Genomic DNA, 20,276 nt, shown 5'->3' with positions numbered 1-20,276 from the left:
ATCTCATATCTTACATCTCATACCTAATGAGCAATGCGTAACCTTTGGATTTTCATCAGCAGATACAACGCATTTTTCCTGTTTATTATCTTTTTTACGATAGGCATTTACCTAACGGTGAAAAATAATGCTTATCAACGTAGTGTTACCCTAAACTCATCAAACGAAGTAGTGGGTACTGCATACGAAAGGCTGAATGTTTTTAAAAGGTATTTAAACCTCGGAATGGTAAACGACAGCCTTGCGGCCGAAAATGCCAAACTTAAAACCCGATTGTTAGCTTTAACGACAGTTGATAGCGCTAAAGATGTTAAGGTTATCGATACCGTTACCAATCAGCAATACACTTACCTGGCGGCTAAAGTGGTGAAAAATTCTATCACGCTTCGTAATAACGTAATGACCATTAATAAAGGTACAGTTGACGGAATTAAAAGTGGAATGGCTGTAATTGCGCCACAAAGAGGTGTTGTTGGTTTTATTCGCGATGTTTCGGCACACCTGGCTACCATACAATCGCTATTGCATAAAGACACCAGAATTAGCGTTACCTTGAAAAAGAATCATGCACTGGGATCTTTGGTTTGGGGCGATGGAAATTTCGATATCAGAAAAGCATTTGTAAAAGAAGTACCCAACCACATTAAAATGTATGTGGGCGATACGGTTGTAACTTCAGGTTACGGCTCATTCCCGGCAGGGATTTTAGTTGGACGTATTAGCAAACCTAATGTAGCCACAAACGATAATTTCTTATCGGGAGAATTGAATTTATTTACAGATTTTAGCACATTGCAATATGTATATGTGATTAAAGATAAACTTGCTGAAGAGCAAAAAGCTTTAGAAAGCCTAGTTAAGCCCAATGAATAGTAGAATCATAATTGTAAATGTGATCAGGTGGTTTTTACTGCTTTTTGTGCAGATCTTTCTGCTCAAGAATATGGGCTTTTACGATCTGTCTACCCCCTTTATCTACGTGTTATTTTTGCTGCTCCTTCCTTTTGGTATCCCTAACATTTTATTGTACGTATTAGCCTTTGCAACGGGTTTAACACTCGATGCATTTTACGATACCATGGGCGTACATGCAACAGCTTGCGTAGTGTTGGCATTTGTTAGGATTTCTTTTATTTCCATAAGTTTAAACCGCGACGCAATTGATGACCCCGAACCATCGTTAAGTTACATGGGTTTCCAATGGTTTTCACTTTATGCTTTTCTCTGCGTTATTACACACCATCTGGTGTTGTTCTTATTAGAAACATTCAGGTTAACCGAAATTGGTTATACCTTAATGAGATGCGGCTTAAGTTGTATCTTTACACTGCTTATTATTTTATTGGTAGAGTTTATATTCTATAGAAGAACGCCACGCTAATGGATCAATTATTTAACCGAAAATACATCATTCAGGGATTATTTATTGTTATTGCGCTCATTTTACTGGGCAAACTTTTCTATATCCAGATTATTAGCGACAAAGCCTTTATTTCTGCCGAGAGTAATGTATTAAAAAAGAAATTCAAGTTCCCTGCACGTGGTGCTATTCTCGACCGTAACATGAAGGTTATTGTACAAAACGAACCTGTTTACGATTTAATGGTTATCCCTAATGAAGTAAAGGAATTTGATACAGTTACCTTAGCTGCTGCACTCGAAATTTCGGTAGCAGACGCGCGCAAATTTATGCGTAAGGCGAAGGCTAAATCCAACTATCAGGCCACACCTTTTGTTAAACAGATTTCGGTCCAGAGTTATGCCCGCTTACAGGAAATTATGTATCGCTTCCCCGGTTTTTCAACCCAGGACAGAACCATCAGACATTACCCCGATAGCATCGCCGGACAACTTTTTGGTTATGTAAAAGAGGTAGATAGTGCCGACATTGCAAAATCCGAAGGTTTTTATAAGCCTAGCGATTACAAAGGGAAAAGCGGTTTGGAAAGATCTTATGAAGAAGTTTTAAGGGGAGAAAAAGGAGTTGTAAATACCATTTACGACGTGCATAATACACCCCAAGGCAGTTATGCCGATGGCAAATATGACATTAACGCCGTTTCTGGCGAACGTTTAATTTCGGGTATCGATATCACTGTACAGAAACTGGGTGAGCAACTGATGACCAATAAAGTTGGTGCCATCGTGGCTATTGAACCCTCAACAGGCGAAGTACTTGCTTTTGTGAGTAGCCCGGGTTATGATCCCAATTTGTTAGTTGGCCGGAGTCAGGGAAATAACTACATGAGTATTATCGGTAATCCTTATAAACCGTCAATTGTGCGTCCTATACAGGGTAAATATCCTCCAGGTTCTTCGTTTAAACCTATCGACGCGCTGCTGGGTCTACAGGAGGGGGTCATAGACGAAAACACAACGTTTAACTGTCCGGGCTATTACATGGCCGGAAACCATAAGGTAAAATGCGAACATGTAGATGGGAATATTAGCATGCGACGTGGTATCGCCCGTTCCTGCAATACTTACTTTTGCCATGTATTTCAAAAGCTGATTACTAAAAACGGTATGAAAAATCAGCGCCAGACTTATCAAGAATGGCGCGATAAGATTGCCAAATTTGGTTTTGGTCAGACACTGGATATTGATTTACCTTTCGAAAAGCAAGGCTATTTCTATAATGCCGATCATTACGATAAAATTTATGGCAAACGCTGGGGTTACACCACTGTTATCTCCCAAGCCATCGGACAGGGAGAGATAACTGCAACACCCCTACAAATTGCCAATGCAATGGCCATTATTGCTAACCGGGGTTATTACATTAAACCGCATATTATTCGCACCATAGGCGATAAAATTAAAAAGGAATACGTCAATAAAAATTATGTCGGGGTTGACAACAAATATTTCGAACCCGTAATTGACGGGATGCAGGATTGTGTAAACAGTAGTTGGGGAACAGCAACGCTTTCGCGGATTCCTGACATTTTAATGTGCGGTAAAACAGGGACAGTACAAAATCCACATGGCAAAAACCACTCTGTATTCATTGGTTTTGCCCCACGAGACAATCCAAAGATTGCCATTGCTGTAATTGTCGAAAATGCCGGCTACGGAAGTACCTATGCCGCGCCAATTGCCAGTTATATGGTAGAAAAATATATTAAAGGCAATGTTTCTGGTGCTAGGGCAGCGCAAGTGGAATGGATGAAAAACCAAAATCTTTTACCTCCTTTGGTTGATAATAAAACTAAAAAGGCAAACCTAATTAAAGCCGATAGCTTAAGCATCAAAAAACTGGATTCGATAAAAAGAACTAAAGATAGCTTGAAAATAAAAGCAGCAGGCTCTAAAAAACTGCAGTCCGTAAAATTAGTAGAGGAACAAAAAATACTTAACGGTAAAAAATAATGCAGCAACAACAACAGGGAAACCGTTTTTTCTTTAATGTAGATTGGATTACTGTTTTAATCTATATCGCTTTATGCGCTATTGGTTTTACAAACATTTTCGCTTCTGTTCCTCCTGAGCAAACAGAAGTGTTTAGCTTTACTACCCTCTACGGCAAACAGCTTATTTACATCATTACCGGTCTTATTTTAGGACTTTCTATTTTATTATTCGACGGGAGGTTGTTCAACGTCTTCTCTCCTTTTATATACGGCGGCACGTTAATTTTATTGATGGCTGTGCTGGTGATCGGGAATAAAGTTGCCGGAAATCAGGCATGGATTGCAATTGGTTCTTTTAAGCTCCAACCTGCCGAGTTTGCTAAATTCGGAACAGCATTATTGCTGGCCAGATATGTAGGAGCATTTAATCCAAAGTTTAGGGATATTAAATCGATTGCCATTGCAGGCTTAATTGTGGGCGCACCACTTTTATTGATCATGCTCCAGCCTGATACAGGTTCTGCATTGGTTTTCCTGGCTTTTATGTTTCCATTATACCGCGAGGGCTTATCGGGTTATTTCCTGCTGATATTTTTGGGCATGATTGTATTGTTTGTCGCCGACTTCCTGGTGCCGACCTATATTCTGATCATCATTATTACTGCTATTGCGGGTCTTTTTATTTACAATAACAGAAGGAAACAAAAGATTATTTTCTCTACAGTTTTAGTAACCATTTTTGCAATTGGTTATTTGTTCCTGATTAAGGTTGCTTACGAAAAAGTACTGGCACCGCATCAACGCAGTCGTATTGAGCTGATGCTTGGTCTTAAAACAGATAATAAAGGCGCAGGCTACAATGTAATTCAATCGCAGATTGCCATTGGTTCAGGACAGGCAACCGGACGTGGCTTTTTACAGGGAACACAAACCAAATATGGCTACGTACCCGAGCAAAGTACCGATTTTATTTTTTCGACCATTGGCGAAGAATGGGGCTTTATGGGCTGCTCGGTTGTGATTGGACTATATATATTTTTACTCCTCAGACTCATTAACCTGGCAGAAAGGCAAAGGTCTACCTTTTCGAGGGTTTATGGCTATAGTGTAGCCTGTATCCTCTTTTTCCACGTATTTATTAATATCGGGATGACGATTGGAATTATTCCGGTTATTGGAATTCCGTTACCTTTAATTAGCTACGGCGGTTCTTCACTTTGGAGTTTTACCATCCTGCTGTTTATCTTCTTAAAGCTCGATTCGAACAGGATGGGATTTATTTAAAGATTAAAAGGCATTGCAAATGCCAGGCTCATGCATCCGCATTAAAAACACGGACGATCATGATTTGTGGATTTACAAATGCGGACGATCATAAACTCATCGCCAAACGCCTATCCGCTATACGCCTTACTTACTAAACCTTCTGTTCAGTAATTCGTAAAACTGATCAACAGTGGCCTGCTTACTGGCCCAGTTGTTTTTTGCGGCATAATTGTTTTGTAAGAAACCATCTGCTGCTTCAAAGCTGTTCATTTTGTTTACAATATCAATCGCTTCAGAATAGGCGAGGTTATAACCGTTGAAAAGGTCTTTAATAAAAAGTAACTTTTCGTTTAAACTAATGGCTTGTTTTAAATCGGCAATAGGTGCTTTTAACGGCTCATCTGCTTTACCATTTGTTTTGGCCAGCAAATCGTTTAAACTCTGCGCAGGCTTAGCTGCTACTGGCTGTGGAGCAGGTTTTACCGGAACCGCTTCTGGTGTAAACAGCGGTCTCTCATGCTCAACCGGAGGTGAAATAATGGCTTCATCCAGTGCTACTTCTTTAAGTGCTTCAATGGGCTGGGAAACTGCTACAACAGGTTCTTCTTTAGGTACAGCTACCACTTCTTCTTCCTCCTCTATCTCTTCATGGTCAATCAGAAATGGTTCGGGACCAATTTCATCATCCTCCGCAGGCAAAATAGCTTCTTCTGCTGGTAAAGATCTTTCCTTTTCGTGTATTCTTTTCTTTTGGGCCAAAATTTCGGCCTCTTCTTTACTTAACGGGCGGTCGAAAATTTCTTCGGCTGGTTTTACCTCGTAATCAAACTGGGCATTTTCATCATGCGTGCCTAACACAAATTCAAAAGTATGGTCGTCCTGATCTGGTTTAAAAAAATCATTTTTTAAAACCGAAGCGGCCTTTTCTTCTTCAATAACTTCTTCATCTATAATTTCCCGGGCAGGTTTAATATCTACGCGAGCCTCTTCTTCTTCGGCGGTTACTACTTCTTCCAACTCCTGCGGATCGAAACATTCATCGTCTTCTACATAACTTTTAGTTACTTCGGGCAAAATAATGGTATTCTGCTCTTCTAAAAGCGGATGATTACCTGGTTCAGGAGCTTTTTCTTCAACGATGGTATTTAGTTTTTTTACGATATTAACGTGATCGGAAAGGAAATGTGCATTGGCCAGAAAAAGTTCCAGCTCCAAATCATTCAGCTGCTGAGGGTTTTGAGCTAAAAACTGGTATTGCTCATTTAATTCTGCTAAAATGCTGCCTATCTTTTTGAAAATATCTTGTTGGTTCATCATAAAGTTAAAACGAATTTCTGATCGATTTATGTTGGTAACTATGTGTTCAAAAATAACACATAATTCTCATATTTGTTCGGTTTAAAAATTATAGCACAGACATAGGAGCATAAAAAATCGGGCATGTTATTTAGCGAACAAAATTTTAGAAGAAGGGGCGAATTTTCGGGGAGCATAGAAGTGGTATGTGGTTCCATGTTTTCTGGTAAAACGGAAGAACTGATCCGCAGACTGAAAAGAGCCCAGATTGCTAAATTAAATGTCGAGATTTTTAAACCCCGTACCGACACCCGTTACCACGAAACTGCAGTGGTTTCACATGATTTAAATTCGATCAACTCTACCCCTGTTGACAGTGCTTCGGCCATTTTATTGCTGGGCACCAATACACAGGTTGTAGGTATAGATGAGGCCCAGTTTTTTGATGATGAACTGCCTGATGTATGCAATAAATTGGCTCTGAAAGGCATCCGCGTTATTGTTGCAGGGCTGGATATGGATTTTACAGGCAAACCATTCGGCCCCATGCCGGCGTTAATGGCTATTGCCGAACACGTAACTAAAGTGAATGCCGTTTGTGTTTGCTGTGGCAATCCCGCCTTATACAGCTACCGTACCGCAGCCGACGAAGCCACTGTGCTGCTAGGCGAAAAAGAAAGCTACGAGCCACGTTGCAGGGCTTGTTACAATCTTGGTAAGGGCTAATCCTATTCCTCGTAAATCTGTATCTTTAATCAGAATTTTATTTCTGATATGGACAGGCGATTTCAACTCGAAACATTTAGAACAGGTATTGCCCCATTTGTAACGTTTAACGAAACAGAATGGGAAATATTTACACAGTACCTTAGTTTTGCTACCTTAAGCAAAAAAGAACATTTTGCTGTTGAAGGAAAAGTGTGCGATTATATGGCCTTTATTACCCGTGGGGCAGTACGCTATTACCACATTAAAGACGGGCAGGAAATTACCGGATACTTTAGCTTTGAAAACGAGCTGATGAGCGCCTACAAAAGTTTCGTTAAACGTACACCAAGCACCAATTACATTCAGGCACTTGAAGAAACCGAATTGGTGCTGATTGCTTACAATAATCTTCAGCAAATGTTAAACCATCCTTTACTGGCCTTAAAAATGGAGCGTTTTGGTCGTTTAATAGCTGAATATTACATCTGTTGCTACGAAGACCGGGTAACGGCTTTTATAACACAAAGCCCCGAAGAACGCTATACTGCGCTTGAGAAAACCGGCCGGGATATTTTTCAGCGGGTTCCGCAGCATTTTATCGCCAATTTTTTGGGCATTACGCCTGTTTCACTTTCCCGCATCCGTAAAAGAACCCTGCTACAACAATAACACTGATCTTTCAGTTTTCTTCAATCCTTATCTTTTGTTAACGTTTTTAGCCTTTAAGCTCACTTAACTTTGAGTAAATCAAAAAAAGAAAAGCTATGCACACCATATTAGGCGCCGGCGGGCCAACAGCAAACGCGTTAACGAGAGAACTGGTTGCCAATAACGAAACGGTTAGATTGGTAAGCAGAAAACCTGTAACCAGTACCAATCCCAATGTAAGCTGGCTCAAAGCCGATTTATTAAATGAGAAAGAAGTACTTGCCGCGACGGAGGGCTCAACCGTAATCTATTTATGTGCCGGTTTAACTTACGATGTTCAAATATGGCAGCAACAGTGGCCCATTATTATTCAGAATGTGATTAATGCCTGCAGACATACCGGAGCGCGGTTAATCTTTTTCGACAATGTTTACATGTACGGATTGGTAAAAGGTCCAATGACAGAAAATACTCCTTACCAACCTTGTAGTCAAAAAGGCGAAGTAAGGGCAAAAATAGCACAGCAATTAATGGATGAAAGTAAGGCAGGTCGCATTAACGCAACCATAGCCCGTGCTGCCGATTTTTATGGCACCGACTCCATGAACAGTTTTTTCGATATGATGGTACTGGATAAATTTGCCAAAAAAACCAGCGCTCAGTGGATAGGAAACCCCAACACTTTACACAGTTTTACCTACATTGAAGATGCCGGTAAAGCTTTGTATTTGTTGGGACAAACACCAGAATCGGGTAACCAGATTTGGCATTTACCAACTGCCGCACCTTTAAAAGGTAAAGGTTTTATCGAACTGGCTGCTCAGGTTTACAAAACCAAAGCCAGTTATTCGACCATTAATAAACTGATGCTCCGTTTGGTTGGCTTATTTAAAAAAGTTGTAGCAGGCACGGTAGAAATGTATTACCAGTACGATCACGATTATCATTTCGATTCTTCAAAATTTGAAAAAGCATTCAACTTTAAACCAACAAGTTATCACGACGGAATTTTAGCACTATCTAAAACCCTGTACAAGAAACAGAATTGACAAATAAATTACCTGTAGAACGCTATCTTTAGGCCCTATGATTTCAGATTCTAAAGTGTATCAACAAGCAATTAAAAAGGTTTCGGTTTTAGGTTGTGGCTGGTTTGGTTTTGCATTTGCCAAAGCACTAATTGCAAGGGGCTATTCAGTTAACGGATCTACCACCACCGAAACTAAGCTTATTGCATTGGCAGAAGCGAAAATTGCGCCTTACCTGGTTAACTTCACCACTGAAAAAATTGAGGCAGATCCTTCTTTTTTTGAATGCGATGCTTTATTTATCTGTATCCCGCCAAAAAGAAATTCTGCAGAGCTGCAAGATTACCCTACAAAAATTAAGTTGATTATAGATGCTGCCAAAGGCAAGGCAACCCAAATTGTACTGATCAGTTCGACCAGTGTATTTGCCGACGAAAACCAGTTTGTAAATGAAGAAACGCCAACTTGTCCGGATACCGATTCGGGCAAAGTTGTGGTAGCTGCCGAGGAAATTTTAAAAGCAGAAACCTCTGAAGCTACCATTATTCGTTTTGCCGGTTTAATTGGCCCTGACCGTAACCCGGGGAGATTCTTTGCCGGGAAAACCGATATTCCTAATGGTTTGGCACCGGTAAATTTAATCCACCAAACTGATGCTGTTGGTATTGCCATTCGCCTGATTGAAAAACAGGCCTTCGGGCGGATTTACCACGCCTGTTCACCGTCACACCCAACCAAAATGGATTTCTATGTTGAAGCGGCCAAAGTATCGGGCTTAGCCGTTCCTGCGTTTATTGCAGAAAAGAAAACCTGGAAAATTGTAAAGAGTTTGAATGTATCCAAGTATTTGGATTACGGTTTCGAGGTTGGTATCTAATTCAGATCATGTACCAGAGTTGTCAACTTTCCGGCAAAATTGCTATTAAAGTTGACAACTCTTACTCCAGCAATCCCAGCAGCTCTTTTTTGGTTAAATTCTTAAAAAAACTGCCTTCGGTTTGGATCAGGTTTTTAACCAGATCTTTTTTAGTAGCCTGCAGTTTCATGATTTTTTCTTCAATAGTATCGGGGCAGATTAAGCGCACCGCCATTACGTTTTTATGCTGACCGATCCGGTAAGCGCGGTCTATGGCCTGGTTTTCTACTGCCGGGTTCCACCATGGATCGGCCAGGTAAACATAATCAGCTTCGGTTAAATTCAGCCCTGTCCCTCCTGCCTTTAAGCTGATCAGGAAAACCGGAATATCCGGATCCTGCTGAAACGAAGTAACCACTTCCTCTCTGTTGCGCGTTTGGCCTGTTAAATATGCATAACCAATCCCACGATTTTCGAGTTGTTTCTTAATCAAATCGAGCATGGTTACAAACTGAGAGAAAACCAATATTTTATGTTTACCGGCTTTGCTTTCAATCTGTTCCATCAATACCTCAATTTTGGAAGAAGCCTGTAAATAAGATTTCCCGTCGGCCAGCAAAGCTGCCGAGTTGCAAATTTGCCTTAGGGTGGTAATGCTTTTCAAAACATGCATGGAGCTTTTAGGCAAATCGTCTTCTTGTTTACCTAAAATAAAATCCTGAATTTCCTTTTTATTGGCTTCGTACACTTCGCGTTGCTCCTCCCCCATTTCGCAGTACAAGATAATTTCGGTTTTATCTGGAAGTTCTTTAGCCACCTGTTCTTTCGTTCTGCGTAAAATAAATGGTCTCACCTTCCGCTGAAGTTCGTCGGCCCTGCGGCTATCCTTAAACTGATCAATGGGGGTAGAATATAAATCGGCAAACTGCTGTTTGCTGCCAAACAGGCCGGGGCAGGCGAAAGATAACTGCCCATACAAATCGAAAGTATTATTCTCTATCGGCGTACCGGTTACGGCTACTTTATTGCGCGATTGTAACATCCTAACAGCCTTGTAACGTTGCGATTCGGGATTTTTAATCAACTGAGACTCATCTAAAAAGATGTAATTGAAGCGGTAATCCTTCAAAAAGCGAACATCCGAAAGCAGGGTACCATAGGAGGTTAAAATGATTTCGTACTGATCAAAGTCATTAGTGGTTTTACTCCGTTCGCCAGCATAAATGGTTTTAACACGTATTGATGGCGCAAACTTTTCTACTTCGGCTTTCCAGTTAAAAATCAGCGATGCCGGAACCACGACCAGATTGACATTGTGTTTCACTTTTTCTCGCTGCGACAATATGAAGGCTAAAATCTGTATGGTTTTACCCAGCCCCATATCATCGGCCAGGCAGGAACCGAAATTAAAATCATCTAAAAAGTTGAGCCAGTTTAAGCCATCTTTCTGGTAATGGCGCAAGGTTGCCTGCAAAGTTGCCGGCACTTCTACCTCCTCAATCGAATTGGCCCCTTCAAATTTTTGCTTATAAAGTTTCAGTTCATTTTTAACTTCGCCATCCAGCAATGCATCCTCATACAGTTCATTAACCGTAGCGAATTTAATTTTCGGTGTCAGAATCGCTTCTTCCGTAATTTCGCCTGCATTAAAATAGGCAGCAAACTTTTCTACCCACTCTTGTGGCAAAATACCTTCGGTACCATCATCAAGCTTAACAAACCTGCTTTTATTGCGGATAGATTTGTGTAAATGCTTTAAAGGAACAATATGTTTAGCAAATTTTACTTCTACCTTGGTTTCAAACCAATCTAATCCGCTTATTACTTCAATGTTTATTTCGGGCTTAAACTCACTTAGCTTGTTATTTTTCAATTGATTAAAGCCCAAAATATGAATATCCTTGTTCCTCCAGATTTCAAAGGCATCTAAAAACCAGGCTTCTTCTAAAAACCGCTTTCGGTGCAGATAAAAGGAATCGTATTTATTTTGATCAAGGAGGAAATCGTTTTCTATTTGTTCGTAAAAATAAGGATGCGACCTGATGATGTTTGAAATGAACTGCAGCTCAGCTTTCTCATCACGGTTAAGCTTAAAAACATTACCCAATTTATCCTGTGCCTGAATTTGCTTTTTCGATAAAACAGGAATTTCTAAATTTCCGTAACGCATCACGGGCGTAAGCAGGATAAAATCTTCGGATTCGGAAAGATAAATCAGTTGTTCGTTTTCAAGGTCGAAACCTTTTTCCTCAATCTGGCTTTTGCTTGCGGGTTTCAAATATGAATAATCGACATGAATACTGCCTTCAAGCTGGATCAGAATGGTTTTCTGAAATTCGGGATATTTGCTTTTGTGTAAGATTAACCGGTTGCTCTGCTTTTTAAAAAATCCGATTACCCTTAAAAAATCGAGCCGGCTAATGAGATAAAGCTGATTTTTAAGCTTTACAAAATACTGGTGCACCAATTGCAGGTTATCGAGTTCGTACGATTTCCCCTCGATGATTAAACGACCAGTGATTTCGTAATAATCCTCTCGCTGGTTTACCAAAAGCCTTAAATCGACATTTAACGGCTGAACATCAACTGCCAAAATAGAAGAAGGCTGAATAATCGATGATTGCTTAGCGTCTTGCAGGTAGACTGGAATTTGGGCGGGATTTTTAACGATTGCTTTTAATGCTTCAATTTCTACCTCGCTTTGATCGGTATTGTAGTTTTGCTGAAAAGTGTTGATTCCGCTAAAAAATTTCAATAGATCGGCATCTTCTGTTCTAAAAATTAAATCGGCCGGGTTAATACCTTTTAAAGGGTTTTTAACTTTTCCCGCTTTGGTTATAGCGGCCTCAAAAAGTTCGACGGTTAAATGGTTGTAATAACGATGCTGTCCAAGCACCAGTATCATTTTACTAAAATCTACCTTAGCTGCCTTAACCTCTGGTTTAGCCTTGGGCAGTAGCAAGTCAGCAAGATTTTGCTGCGCTTCTTTGTTAAAAGGCTGCAGGGCTTCCATTTTAGGCTTAATTTCTACCTCGTCTTGATGATAAGTGAGGTTAAAAAACAGATCGGGATTTTTCTCTTTTTCCAATCCATAATCGGCGGCTATCTTAACTAGCTTTTCCCTTCTCAGGTTAATATCAAAGAAAATACGCAGCTCTTTGCGCTGAAGAATATTGTATAAAACCTGTGCCTGGTGTGTGCAAAGTTTGTTTTTGGGCGTAATGCAGCGGCACGATAGTTTAACCGAATCTTCTTGCTGCTGAACCATAACCATGGGAAAGGGCTCAGCGGCTTCTGCATGACTAAACGCCGCAAAATCGATTTCGATCTGCTCAGGATACAACCGATAAAAACCTTTAACATCGGTATGTACCAGTCCGCCCAAATGTTTGAGGATAACAATCTCGCTAAGCGCTTTCAGGTTAAAATCCCTTAAAATATAATCGTAAGGGTTTTCTTCTGATCGCAGCTGTATTGTTACCGGTTCACTCATTTAACATTAAAAGGCTAAGCGATAAAAGTAATGATTATTCGGTTTGGGGTAAAGTAGGTTTAAGGGTTTTTATGCACAAACTATAATTTCCATTCAAAGGAAAATAAAATCGTCATGCTGAACTTGTTTCAGCATCCCTTAAATTTAGTTGAGAGACCCAGAAATAAATTCAGGGTGATGGACCAACTACATATTACAGCGATTTCCTCAAATTTAAATAAAAAGGAACCTCTACCCGCTCGGTTTTGCCGCTCAATACAAACTCTGCCGCCTGGGCGCCTAACTCGCTAAAATCAGTCGAAATGGTGGTTATTCCATCTAAAATGATTCTTTTTAAAGGTGTTTCGTTGTAAGAAATTACACCTACATCTTTACCAATTTTGAGCTTTTGTGCAATCAAACGCTCAATCAGCATCACCAGGTCATCTTCCATCAGGTTGATATACACCTCGCCAGGGTTAATTTCTTCATCTCTGATATTGTGGATGACTTTATGATCGAAAGCATACTGCTGACAGAAACGGTAAAAACCAGTTAATATTTCGTGCGGGAAATAGCTGTTTCGCGGAAAGATAATTTTTAAGGTGCGGTAGTTCGAAAGGCGGTCTAAAGCCTGCTCCAAGGCTGCGTAAATATCCTGTGCAAAGTTTTCGTAAGCCGCAGCATAATTGCCGGTTACCCCAGGCAAAAGTTTATCGAGGATAACCAGTTTCTCTTTGGGAATAGTATTGATAATTTCGTGTGCATTTTCCCCACCCTCTAAAAAATGTGGAATAATTACAAAGTGAGAATAATCATCGCGCTTGGCTACGATCATTTTTTTAAACAACGCGTAATCGTTGTTGTAGATGTAAAAATCGATTGCGGCACGCTCACCAATGGTTTTGGTAAAGGAATCGTAAATGATCTTTTTATGTGTACTGAGCTTATTGAACAGCAGACAGATTTTTAGCTTTCGCGAGAAATCGGTATTGATGATAAAATAACCCTTACCAGGAACCGAATCTACCACCCCCAGTTTACGCAAATTACGGTAGCCCTTTTCTGCAGTATCGCGCGACATTTCCAAACTAAAACTCAGCTCATTAATAGAAGGCAGCAAACTGTTTTTAAGCAGCTTACCACTTTCTATCGCCGCTAAAATGGCATTGGTTAGCTGTTTGTATTTGGGTGTCGACGAGTATTCATCAACATTCAGATAGGGTATTAGATCTTCTGGTTTCAAAATGGTTAGGGGTATTAGGATTCCCAATATAAGGAAATTCCTAAAAATCTAATGTACGTTGTATGGCCGAATAGTATTTTAACTGAATCATATCCGTTGGTGCCGGATTTTCATTCCAGGCATCGTTAATGGCCAAAGCAGTACCTATAGCCGTAGCCTGCGAAACGGAAGAGGCATACACTTCAATATCTGGAATAGCGGTAGCCAGCAAATGCATATAAATGGCATTTTTACCAAAGCCCCCATCCACAAAAATCCGTTTCACACCCGAATTGAGAATCAATTTTAACGAGTACAACTGCTGTTTCACCAAATCAAAAATAAGCTGATGATAAGCTTCTTCTGCCGTTTGGAAAAGATTCAGATCGCGATCAGGAAATGCCGAGTTTGCGAAAAAGCCTGTCTGTGCGTCCTTATTCTCGGGGATTTTATTGGCCAGTTTTAAAATCATAGCCGGATTAAACTTCAGGTGCTTAAACAGGTAAGCAGCCCTGTCGAAATGTTCGGCGATGCGCTTAAGCTGTACCTCATGCTCGTATCCTGCAAAAATGCGCGAAGCTTTAACGGCCTTACCTTTAAAGTGCATGTAACAGAGGCAATCCTGCTTCAGTTCTTCGGCAGTTAACGGATCCTGGTTAAAAGGGTTTAAACTGATACACCAGGTGCCGGTAGAAATGAGTACAAAAGGGGTATTGAAATTAGCCAGATAAGGAATCAGTGCGGCAGAACTATCATGCAGGCCTACACCAACTTTGATGCTGTTGCCTTCAAAATCGGTTTTCAGGCTCGAATCGGCCGGTGTAAAAGCCCCGAACTTATCGTCTATTTTCTCAGTTGATACCCAATTGTGGTACTGGTTTTTATTAAAATCCCACAGCTGGGTATGACAGCCAATGCTGGTAATATCGGCCACGGCTTTACCTGTAATTAAATAACTGAGGTATTGAGGCAGGTGTAGCGCCCATTTCACTTTGTCAAATATTTCTGGCTTTTCATGCTTCAGGCGGTACAGCTGCATGCCCGAGTTTAAGCTACCCAAAACCGGTGAGGCGGTTTCTAACGAAATCTTATCCTCACCTCCATAAGTGGCATAAAAGCTCTTTTTAAGTGCTTCGGGGTATGCTTTTAAATAATTGTACAGTGGTGTTAAAGGCTCACCATTTTCATCTAGGTACACAAAACTTGCACCGTAGGTAGAAAAATTAATGGCCTTAACATCAAACTCTTTTAACTGCAAAACCTGATGGAGGGAATCGTAAACAGATGAACGCAGGCTTTCCAGGTTTTCGCAGACTTCGCCATCTTCATCAACGGTTTCAACAAAACGGGCCGAACGTTCGTAAACGATCTGATAATTTTCATCAATCAGAAACAGTTTTTTATTCGTTTTCCCAACATCAAATATGGCAATAACAGGTTTTGGCATTTCTATTCTCCTCTTTACAAACCTGTAGCTACAGTTTTTCCACGGTGATTAACTAAATTATTTCTCACAGCTAAATCACGGTATAAACCAATTGGCGATAATGCCGCACCTGCCCTTAAGCGTGCTTCGGCAACAATTGCCCTTAAATCACTACGGAAAGTATGTTGTAAAATTTCCTGCGCCTTGGCTACATCGTTGTTATCCTGAGCAGAGTTTAACGCTTTTCTGTCAACCAAAAGTGCCTGTGCATAAGCAATCATAATGGCCTCGACCGATTGAAGCAGGTCTTCTAAAGGATCTTTCACATTGTGTGAAGCATCGATCATCCAGCCCAGATCTTTAGTATGGTTCATGCCTTTTGCATCCATTCCTTCAACCAGCTCATTAAAAATCAGAAACAACTGGTAAGGTTTAATACTTCCGGCGGTTAAATCGTCGTCGCCATATTTAGAATCGTTGAAATGGAAACCACCTAATTTTCCTTCCATTAGCAACAGGGCAACAATTTGCTCGATATTGGCATTAGGCAGGTGGTGACCTAAATCAACCAAAGTATAGGCCTTTTTACCGAGTTTACTTGCATACAGCAATGACTGGCCCCAATCGCCAACAGTGGTCGAATAAAAATTAGGCTCAAACGCTTTGTACTCCACAAACATTTTCCAATCATCGGGCAGTGCCGAATAAATTTCCTGCAAACTCTCTAAAGTATTTTCGAAAGCCTTACGGAAATTAAGCTGACCAGGGAAACAAGATCCATCGGCAAGCCAAACGGTTAAAGCATCAGATCCTAACTCAATACCATGTTTAATTACTTCTATATTATGCTCAATCGCCTGTTTGCGAATGGCTTTATTTACATTTTGTAACGAACCAAACTTATAACTGTGCGCCGAACCAGCCTGATCCTGAAAGGTATTGGAATTCATGGCATCGAACTTAAGGCCGTAACCTGCAGCCAGTTTTTTTAATTCTCCGGCATTCTGAGGAATATCCCACGGAATGTGAAGCGAAATAGCTCCGCTTGCACCATTTAGGGCATGTAACAAACCTACATCTTCAATTTTTTCTTCAATGGTGCGCGGCTCTCCACCAGTAATGGCAAAACGGCCAAAACGGGTTCCGCCTGTGCCCAATGCCCAGCTTGGAATAGCAATCTGAAAATCGACCAATTTCTGGATTACGCTTTCCAGATCAATGTGTGCCCAATCTTCTTTTAAGAAAGCAAGCTTACGCTGATGTGGAGTTAACAAAGAGTCATTGTGTTTTTCTATTTGGTTCTGCTCGATATTCATGAGAATATTTGGTTTTTGTTAGGTTAATTATTGTGGCGATACAATCGCCCTTCCCGTTCATCTCCGTTGTAAACGAGGACGATTATAAAAAAATTAAAGTCATTTTCGGTCCGTGCCAGGCACAGACCGATGAAACAACTTACTAAAACTGAATTTAAAACTTATCGCCGTGGTTTGTGTCTACACAGACCACATTTATTAACCACAGGTGCATACAGATAAATACAGATTGTATTCCTATGGCCGTGGTTTGTGTCCCCACAAACCACATTTTTTAGTACAAATTCCATCTGTGGTTACATTTTACTATCTCACAAATGCCATGGCTACGCCGCCATCTACATTAAGTACGTTACCAGTTGATTTTTGCAACAAGCCACCAACAAAGGCAAAGCAAGCATTGGCAATATCATCTGGTAATATAATCTGGTTTAACAAAGTACGTTTTGCATAATAAGCTGGCAACTCAGCCACGGTAATGCCATAAGCTTTCGCTCTGCCTTCTGCCCATCCCCAGCCCAGATATTGCTATCGCTGATTACCGCATCAGGGTTAACCACATTTACACGGATACTATCGGCGCCCAGCTCAGCAGCATTTAACCGGCTTAAGTGTAATTGAGCCGCTTTCGCACTGCCATAACCTGCATTATTTGGTCCGCTAACTAAAGCATTCTTACTTACAATATTAATGATATCGCCGCCGATATTTTGCTTTTGCATCGTATTTGTTGCAGCCTGGGTAATAAAAAACTGCCCTTTTACCAAAACATCATATAAAAGGTCCCAATCTTTTTCGGTATGATCGGCAATGGTTTTAGAAATAGATAAACCTGCGTTGTTTACAATAATATCTACCCCACCAAAAGCCAGTGCAGCAGCATCGAAAGCATTTTTAATATCTTCTTCGCTGGTTACATTTAAAATAGCGGTGCTGTACGAATCTTTACCAAATTGGGCAGCAAATTCGTTACCTGCTTCCTCCAAACGCTCGGCGTTCATGTCGTTCAAAATCACTACACCACCTTCTGCCACAAACTTTTTAGCAATAGCTTTTCCAATTCCGCCAGCACTGCCTGTAATTAGGGCAATTTTACCGGTAAGCGGTTTGGGTTTAGGCATACGCTGTAATTTTGCTTCTTCCAGCAACCAGTATTCGATGTTAAAAGCTTCCTGATGTGGTAAAGAGGTATATTCAGAAACAGCTTCCGCCCCTTTCATTACGTTAATGGCATTGATGTAAAATTCTGCCGCCACCCTTGCTGTTTGTTTATCTTTCGAGAAAGTAAACATACCAATACCGGGGTATAAAATTACTACCGGGTTGGTATCGCGAATGGCCGGACTGTTTGGATGTTTACAGGTTTCATAATAATCGGTATACATCGCTCTGTAAGCTTCAAAAGCAGGCTCAAGCGTCTCTTTCAATGCTTTAACATCCGATAAATCGGCATCGCTGGCTAAATCTAAAACCAGCGGACTGATTTTGGTGCGTAAAAAGTGATCGGGGCAGCTGGTTCCCATTGGTGCTAAACGGCTAAGATCGTTTGAATTGATGAACTCCAATACACGTGAATCATCGGTAAAATGACCAATCATGTGTTGTTTTGAAGAGCACAAGCCTCGTAAAACCGGCGCTAAGGCAGCTGCTTGTTTTTTACGTTTATCTGCTTCGGCACTTTCTATTTTTTGTCCGCCAAAAACAGGGCCTTTTTTACCGTAGTTCTGGTTAAGGTAATCTGAACAGATTTCGATTACTTCTAAAGTATTCAGATAACTTTCGTAAGCGGTATCGCCCCAGGTAAATAACCCATGCGAACCCAACATAATACCGCGGATACCCGGATTTTCATCTAAACACTGCTTTAACTGTAAGCCAAGCTCAAAACCTGGTTTTTTCCACTCTACCCAACCAATGGTACCGTTAAACAGCTCCTGGGTAATGCGTTTACCATCTTTTGCTGCTGCAATTGCAATGGCTGCATCAGGGTGAAGGTGATCGATATGCTTAAACGGCAGGAAACCGTGTAATGGCGTATCGATTGATGGTGCTTTTGAACTTAAATCGAAAATGCAGTGGTTAAACAGTTCAACCATTTCATCTTCGTAAGCTACCCACGGTAAATATTTTTCAAGCTGCGCAAACGGTCTACATATAAAGCGGCCAAACCACTTTTCTTTAAGGTACCTAAATCGCCACCCGAACCCTTTACCCACATTACTTCTGTTTCCAGTCCGGTTAAAGGATCTTTTTCCAACAGTTTACAAGAAGTGTTACCGCCTCCATAATTGGTGAGGCGTAAATCAGCTCCCAATAAATTTGAGCGGTAGATTAACAAAGCAACTTCATCACCAGCAAGTTTTGCGGCTTCCTCTTCATCCCACAGATAGCTTACATGCTTATAACTTTTCGTATCGATTGACATTATAATATTCTATTTAAATTTTTCTATTGATTAACCTTTAATTTTGTTACCATACCCCACAATGAGTACCGAAATAATGATGGTTAAAATCCCCACCAAAACCGTTACCAGTGTTTTACGCGATACACCTTTCCATTCTTTTAAGACCAGCCCCAAACATTTGCAATTAAGATGATAAAGGCCATGTGCAGAATCCACGAACTTGCACCATTACCCATTTTACTTTCGCCCATTCCGTAAAAGAAGAATTGCAGAAACCAGGTGGTACCGGCCAGGGCTGAGAAAATATAATTTTTTAGCAGTGGGGTTGTTTTATTGGTATAATCGCCAAATGATTTGTTACGCGCATTAAGTAGCATACACCAGATAAAGTTGGTGGTAAGTCCACCCCAAAGTACAATTACATAAGTAACGTTGTTTTGATAAAGAAAATTACCGGTTTCAGCTGGATTAGCGGCTTTCCAGATGGCGTTTGCTGCATCGGCCATAGGTTTACCGGCTTCGATACCAAAATTGAAACAGGCGCTTAACACCCCTGATACGATGCCTACAAATAAACCCAGACCAAATTTATATTCTGTTTTTACCTCCATCCCATGCGGATCGGTAATGTCGGTTTTCATCTCTTTTTCCTTCATCATACCAGCCCTGCCACAGATTACAATACCCAGCACACATACCAGTAGCCCAAGTAAAACCATGCGGCCCCAATCGGTTTGCAGAAACATGGTGAAAGTATCTTTACCTGCCTGTGGGAAAAAATCGAAGTAAATTGAAGGCAGAATTGAGCCCAATACCATACAGAGCCCCAAAATAATGCTGCTGCCTAACGATACGCCAAGGTAACGAACGCCTAAACCGTAAGTAAGGCCACCAATGCCCCAAAGCACACCGAAAAAATAGGTCAGCCATAAAATGCTGCCATTGGTACTGCTAATAATGGCGGTAAAATTTGGGATGGTTAAATAAGCGGCAAGTGGTGGAACAATAAGCCAGGAGAATATCCCGCCTACGATCCAATAGCTTTCCCAGGCCCAACCTTTAACCTTTTTATATGGTATGTAAAAACTTCCGGAGGCGAAACCACCGAAGAAATGAAAAATAACGCCTAAAATTGCCTGCATGCTGTTAATTAATATTTGGTTGCCCTAAAATATAATTTACAGTAATTTTAACTGTTATGCACTGTTATGGATGCCTGTATTTATGCACAAAATTTAAGAAATGACCATTTTGGACGCAAGCTAATAATGTAGA

The 20,276-nt window shown here is 40.7% G+C and carries 18 protein-coding genes; 8 read left to right on the top strand and 10 right to left on the bottom strand.

Translation table 11 applies throughout. The features are described from left to right. Positions 1–33 precede the first annotated feature (33 nt). Genes mreC through rodA form a run of 4 tightly spaced genes read left to right on the top strand, consistent with a single transcriptional unit; the run spans position 34 to position 4,637 of the window. Positions 34–873, top strand: coding sequence for a rod shape-determining protein MreC (gene mreC, locus G7074_RS17040; protein ID WP_166210124.1), 840 nt, complete (start codon positions 34–36; stop codon positions 871–873). Next, entirely contained in the window at positions 866–1,381 is a 516-nt protein-coding gene (locus G7074_RS17035; protein ID WP_166210121.1) for a rod shape-determining protein MreD, read from the top strand. The genes mreC and G7074_RS17035 overlap by 8 nt, the downstream gene beginning before the upstream one ends. Continuing rightward, positions 1,381–3,372, top strand: coding sequence for a penicillin-binding protein 2 (mrdA, locus tag G7074_RS17030; protein WP_166210118.1), 1,992 nt, complete (start codon positions 1,381–1,383; stop codon positions 3,370–3,372). The genes G7074_RS17035 and mrdA overlap by 1 nt, the downstream gene beginning before the upstream one ends. Next, on the top strand, positions 3,372–4,637 hold the full coding sequence (rodA, locus tag G7074_RS17025; RefSeq protein WP_166210115.1) for a rod shape-determining protein RodA: 1,266 nt from the start codon (positions 3,372–3,374) through the stop codon (positions 4,635–4,637). Before mrdA ends, rodA begins: the two co-directional genes overlap by 1 nt. A 126-nt stretch (positions 4,638–4,763) precedes the next feature. On the opposite strand, the gene G7074_RS17020 is transcribed toward rodA, so the two are convergent. After that, positions 4,764–5,936: a hypothetical protein gene (locus tag G7074_RS17020; protein ID WP_166210112.1), complete on the bottom strand. Its 1,173-nt coding sequence runs from the start codon at positions 5,934–5,936 to the stop codon at positions 4,764–4,766. A gap of 123 nt (positions 5,937–6,059) precedes the next feature. On the opposite strand from G7074_RS17020, the gene G7074_RS17015 reads away from it, so the two are divergent. The 4 genes from G7074_RS17015 to G7074_RS17000 all read left to right on the top strand — a co-directional run bounded on the left by G7074_RS17015 (position 6,060) and on the right by G7074_RS17000 (position 9,176). Beyond that, positions 6,060–6,641, top strand: coding sequence for a thymidine kinase (locus G7074_RS17015; protein WP_124560759.1), 582 nt, complete (start codon positions 6,060–6,062; stop codon positions 6,639–6,641). A gap of 48 nt (positions 6,642–6,689) precedes the next feature. Then, on the top strand, positions 6,690–7,292 hold the full coding sequence (locus tag G7074_RS17010; RefSeq protein WP_124560760.1) for a Crp/Fnr family transcriptional regulator: 603 nt from the start codon (positions 6,690–6,692) through the stop codon (positions 7,290–7,292). Positions 7,293–7,387: 95 nt separating this feature from the next. Then, positions 7,388–8,320 carry an NAD-dependent epimerase/dehydratase family protein gene (locus tag G7074_RS17005; RefSeq protein WP_124560761.1) on the top strand — a complete coding sequence of 311 codons (933 nt, stop codon included), beginning with the start codon at positions 7,388–7,390 and terminating at the stop codon, positions 8,318–8,320. Positions 8,321–8,357: 37 nt separating this feature from the next. Beyond that, on the top strand, positions 8,358–9,176 hold the full coding sequence (locus G7074_RS17000; protein WP_166210109.1) for an NAD(P)-binding domain-containing protein: 819 nt from the start codon (positions 8,358–8,360) through the stop codon (positions 9,174–9,176). Between the two features lie 61 nt (positions 9,177–9,237). Here the strand turns inward: G7074_RS17000 and G7074_RS16995 are convergent, their stop codons facing one another. From G7074_RS16995 to rhaT, 9 genes are all read right to left on the bottom strand, one after another. After that, the gene (locus G7074_RS16995) at positions 9,238–12,648 is read right to left on the bottom strand and encodes a DEAD/DEAH box helicase (RefSeq protein ID WP_166210106.1); all 3,411 of its coding nucleotides are present in this window, start codon (positions 12,646–12,648) and stop codon (positions 9,238–9,240) included. Between the two features lie 193 nt (positions 12,649–12,841). Next, on the bottom strand, positions 12,842–13,873 hold the full coding sequence (locus tag G7074_RS16990; protein WP_124560764.1) for a GntR family transcriptional regulator: 1,032 nt from the start codon (positions 13,871–13,873) through the stop codon (positions 12,842–12,844). A gap of 40 nt (positions 13,874–13,913) precedes the next feature. Next, positions 13,914–15,299, bottom strand: a complete 1,386-nt coding sequence (locus tag G7074_RS16985) for an FGGY-family carbohydrate kinase (RefSeq protein ID WP_166210103.1) — start codon at positions 15,297–15,299, stop codon at positions 13,914–13,916. 14 nt (positions 15,300–15,313) lie between these two features. Next, on the bottom strand, positions 15,314–16,594 hold the full coding sequence (locus G7074_RS16980; protein WP_166210100.1) for a sugar isomerase: 1,281 nt from the start codon (positions 16,592–16,594) through the stop codon (positions 15,314–15,316). A 306-nt stretch (positions 16,595–16,900) separates the two neighbouring features. Further along, positions 16,901–17,032: a hypothetical protein gene (locus tag G7074_RS27645; RefSeq protein ID WP_255456741.1), complete on the bottom strand. Its 132-nt coding sequence runs from the start codon at positions 17,030–17,032 to the stop codon at positions 16,901–16,903. Next, positions 17,026–18,810, bottom strand: coding sequence for a bifunctional rhamnulose-1-phosphate aldolase/short-chain dehydrogenase (locus G7074_RS16975; protein WP_240916340.1), 1,785 nt, complete (start codon positions 18,808–18,810; stop codon positions 17,026–17,028). The genes G7074_RS27645 and G7074_RS16975 overlap by 7 nt, the downstream gene beginning before the upstream one ends. Next, on the bottom strand, positions 18,705–19,019 hold the full coding sequence (locus G7074_RS27280) for a class II aldolase/adducin family protein (protein ID WP_240916337.1): 315 nt from the start codon (positions 19,017–19,019) through the stop codon (positions 18,705–18,707). The genes G7074_RS16975 and G7074_RS27280 overlap by 106 nt, the downstream gene beginning before the upstream one ends. A 30-nt stretch (positions 19,020–19,049) precedes the next feature. Continuing rightward, entirely contained in the window at positions 19,050–19,175 is a 126-nt protein-coding gene (locus G7074_RS27970) for a hypothetical protein (protein ID WP_370526526.1), read from the bottom strand. Continuing rightward, positions 19,160–20,143, bottom strand: a complete 984-nt coding sequence (gene rhaT / locus G7074_RS16970) for an L-rhamnose/proton symporter RhaT (RefSeq protein WP_370526525.1) — start codon at positions 20,141–20,143, stop codon at positions 19,160–19,162. The genes G7074_RS27970 and rhaT overlap by 16 nt, the downstream gene beginning before the upstream one ends. Positions 20,144–20,276: the final 133 nt, after the last annotated feature.

It is taken from the genome of Pedobacter sp. HDW13, from assembly GCF_011303555.1.
In the GTDB taxonomy this organism is placed as follows: Bacteria; Bacteroidota; Bacteroidia; order Sphingobacteriales; family Sphingobacteriaceae; genus Pedobacter.
This window is presented reverse-complemented; position numbering and strand designations above follow the sequence as displayed.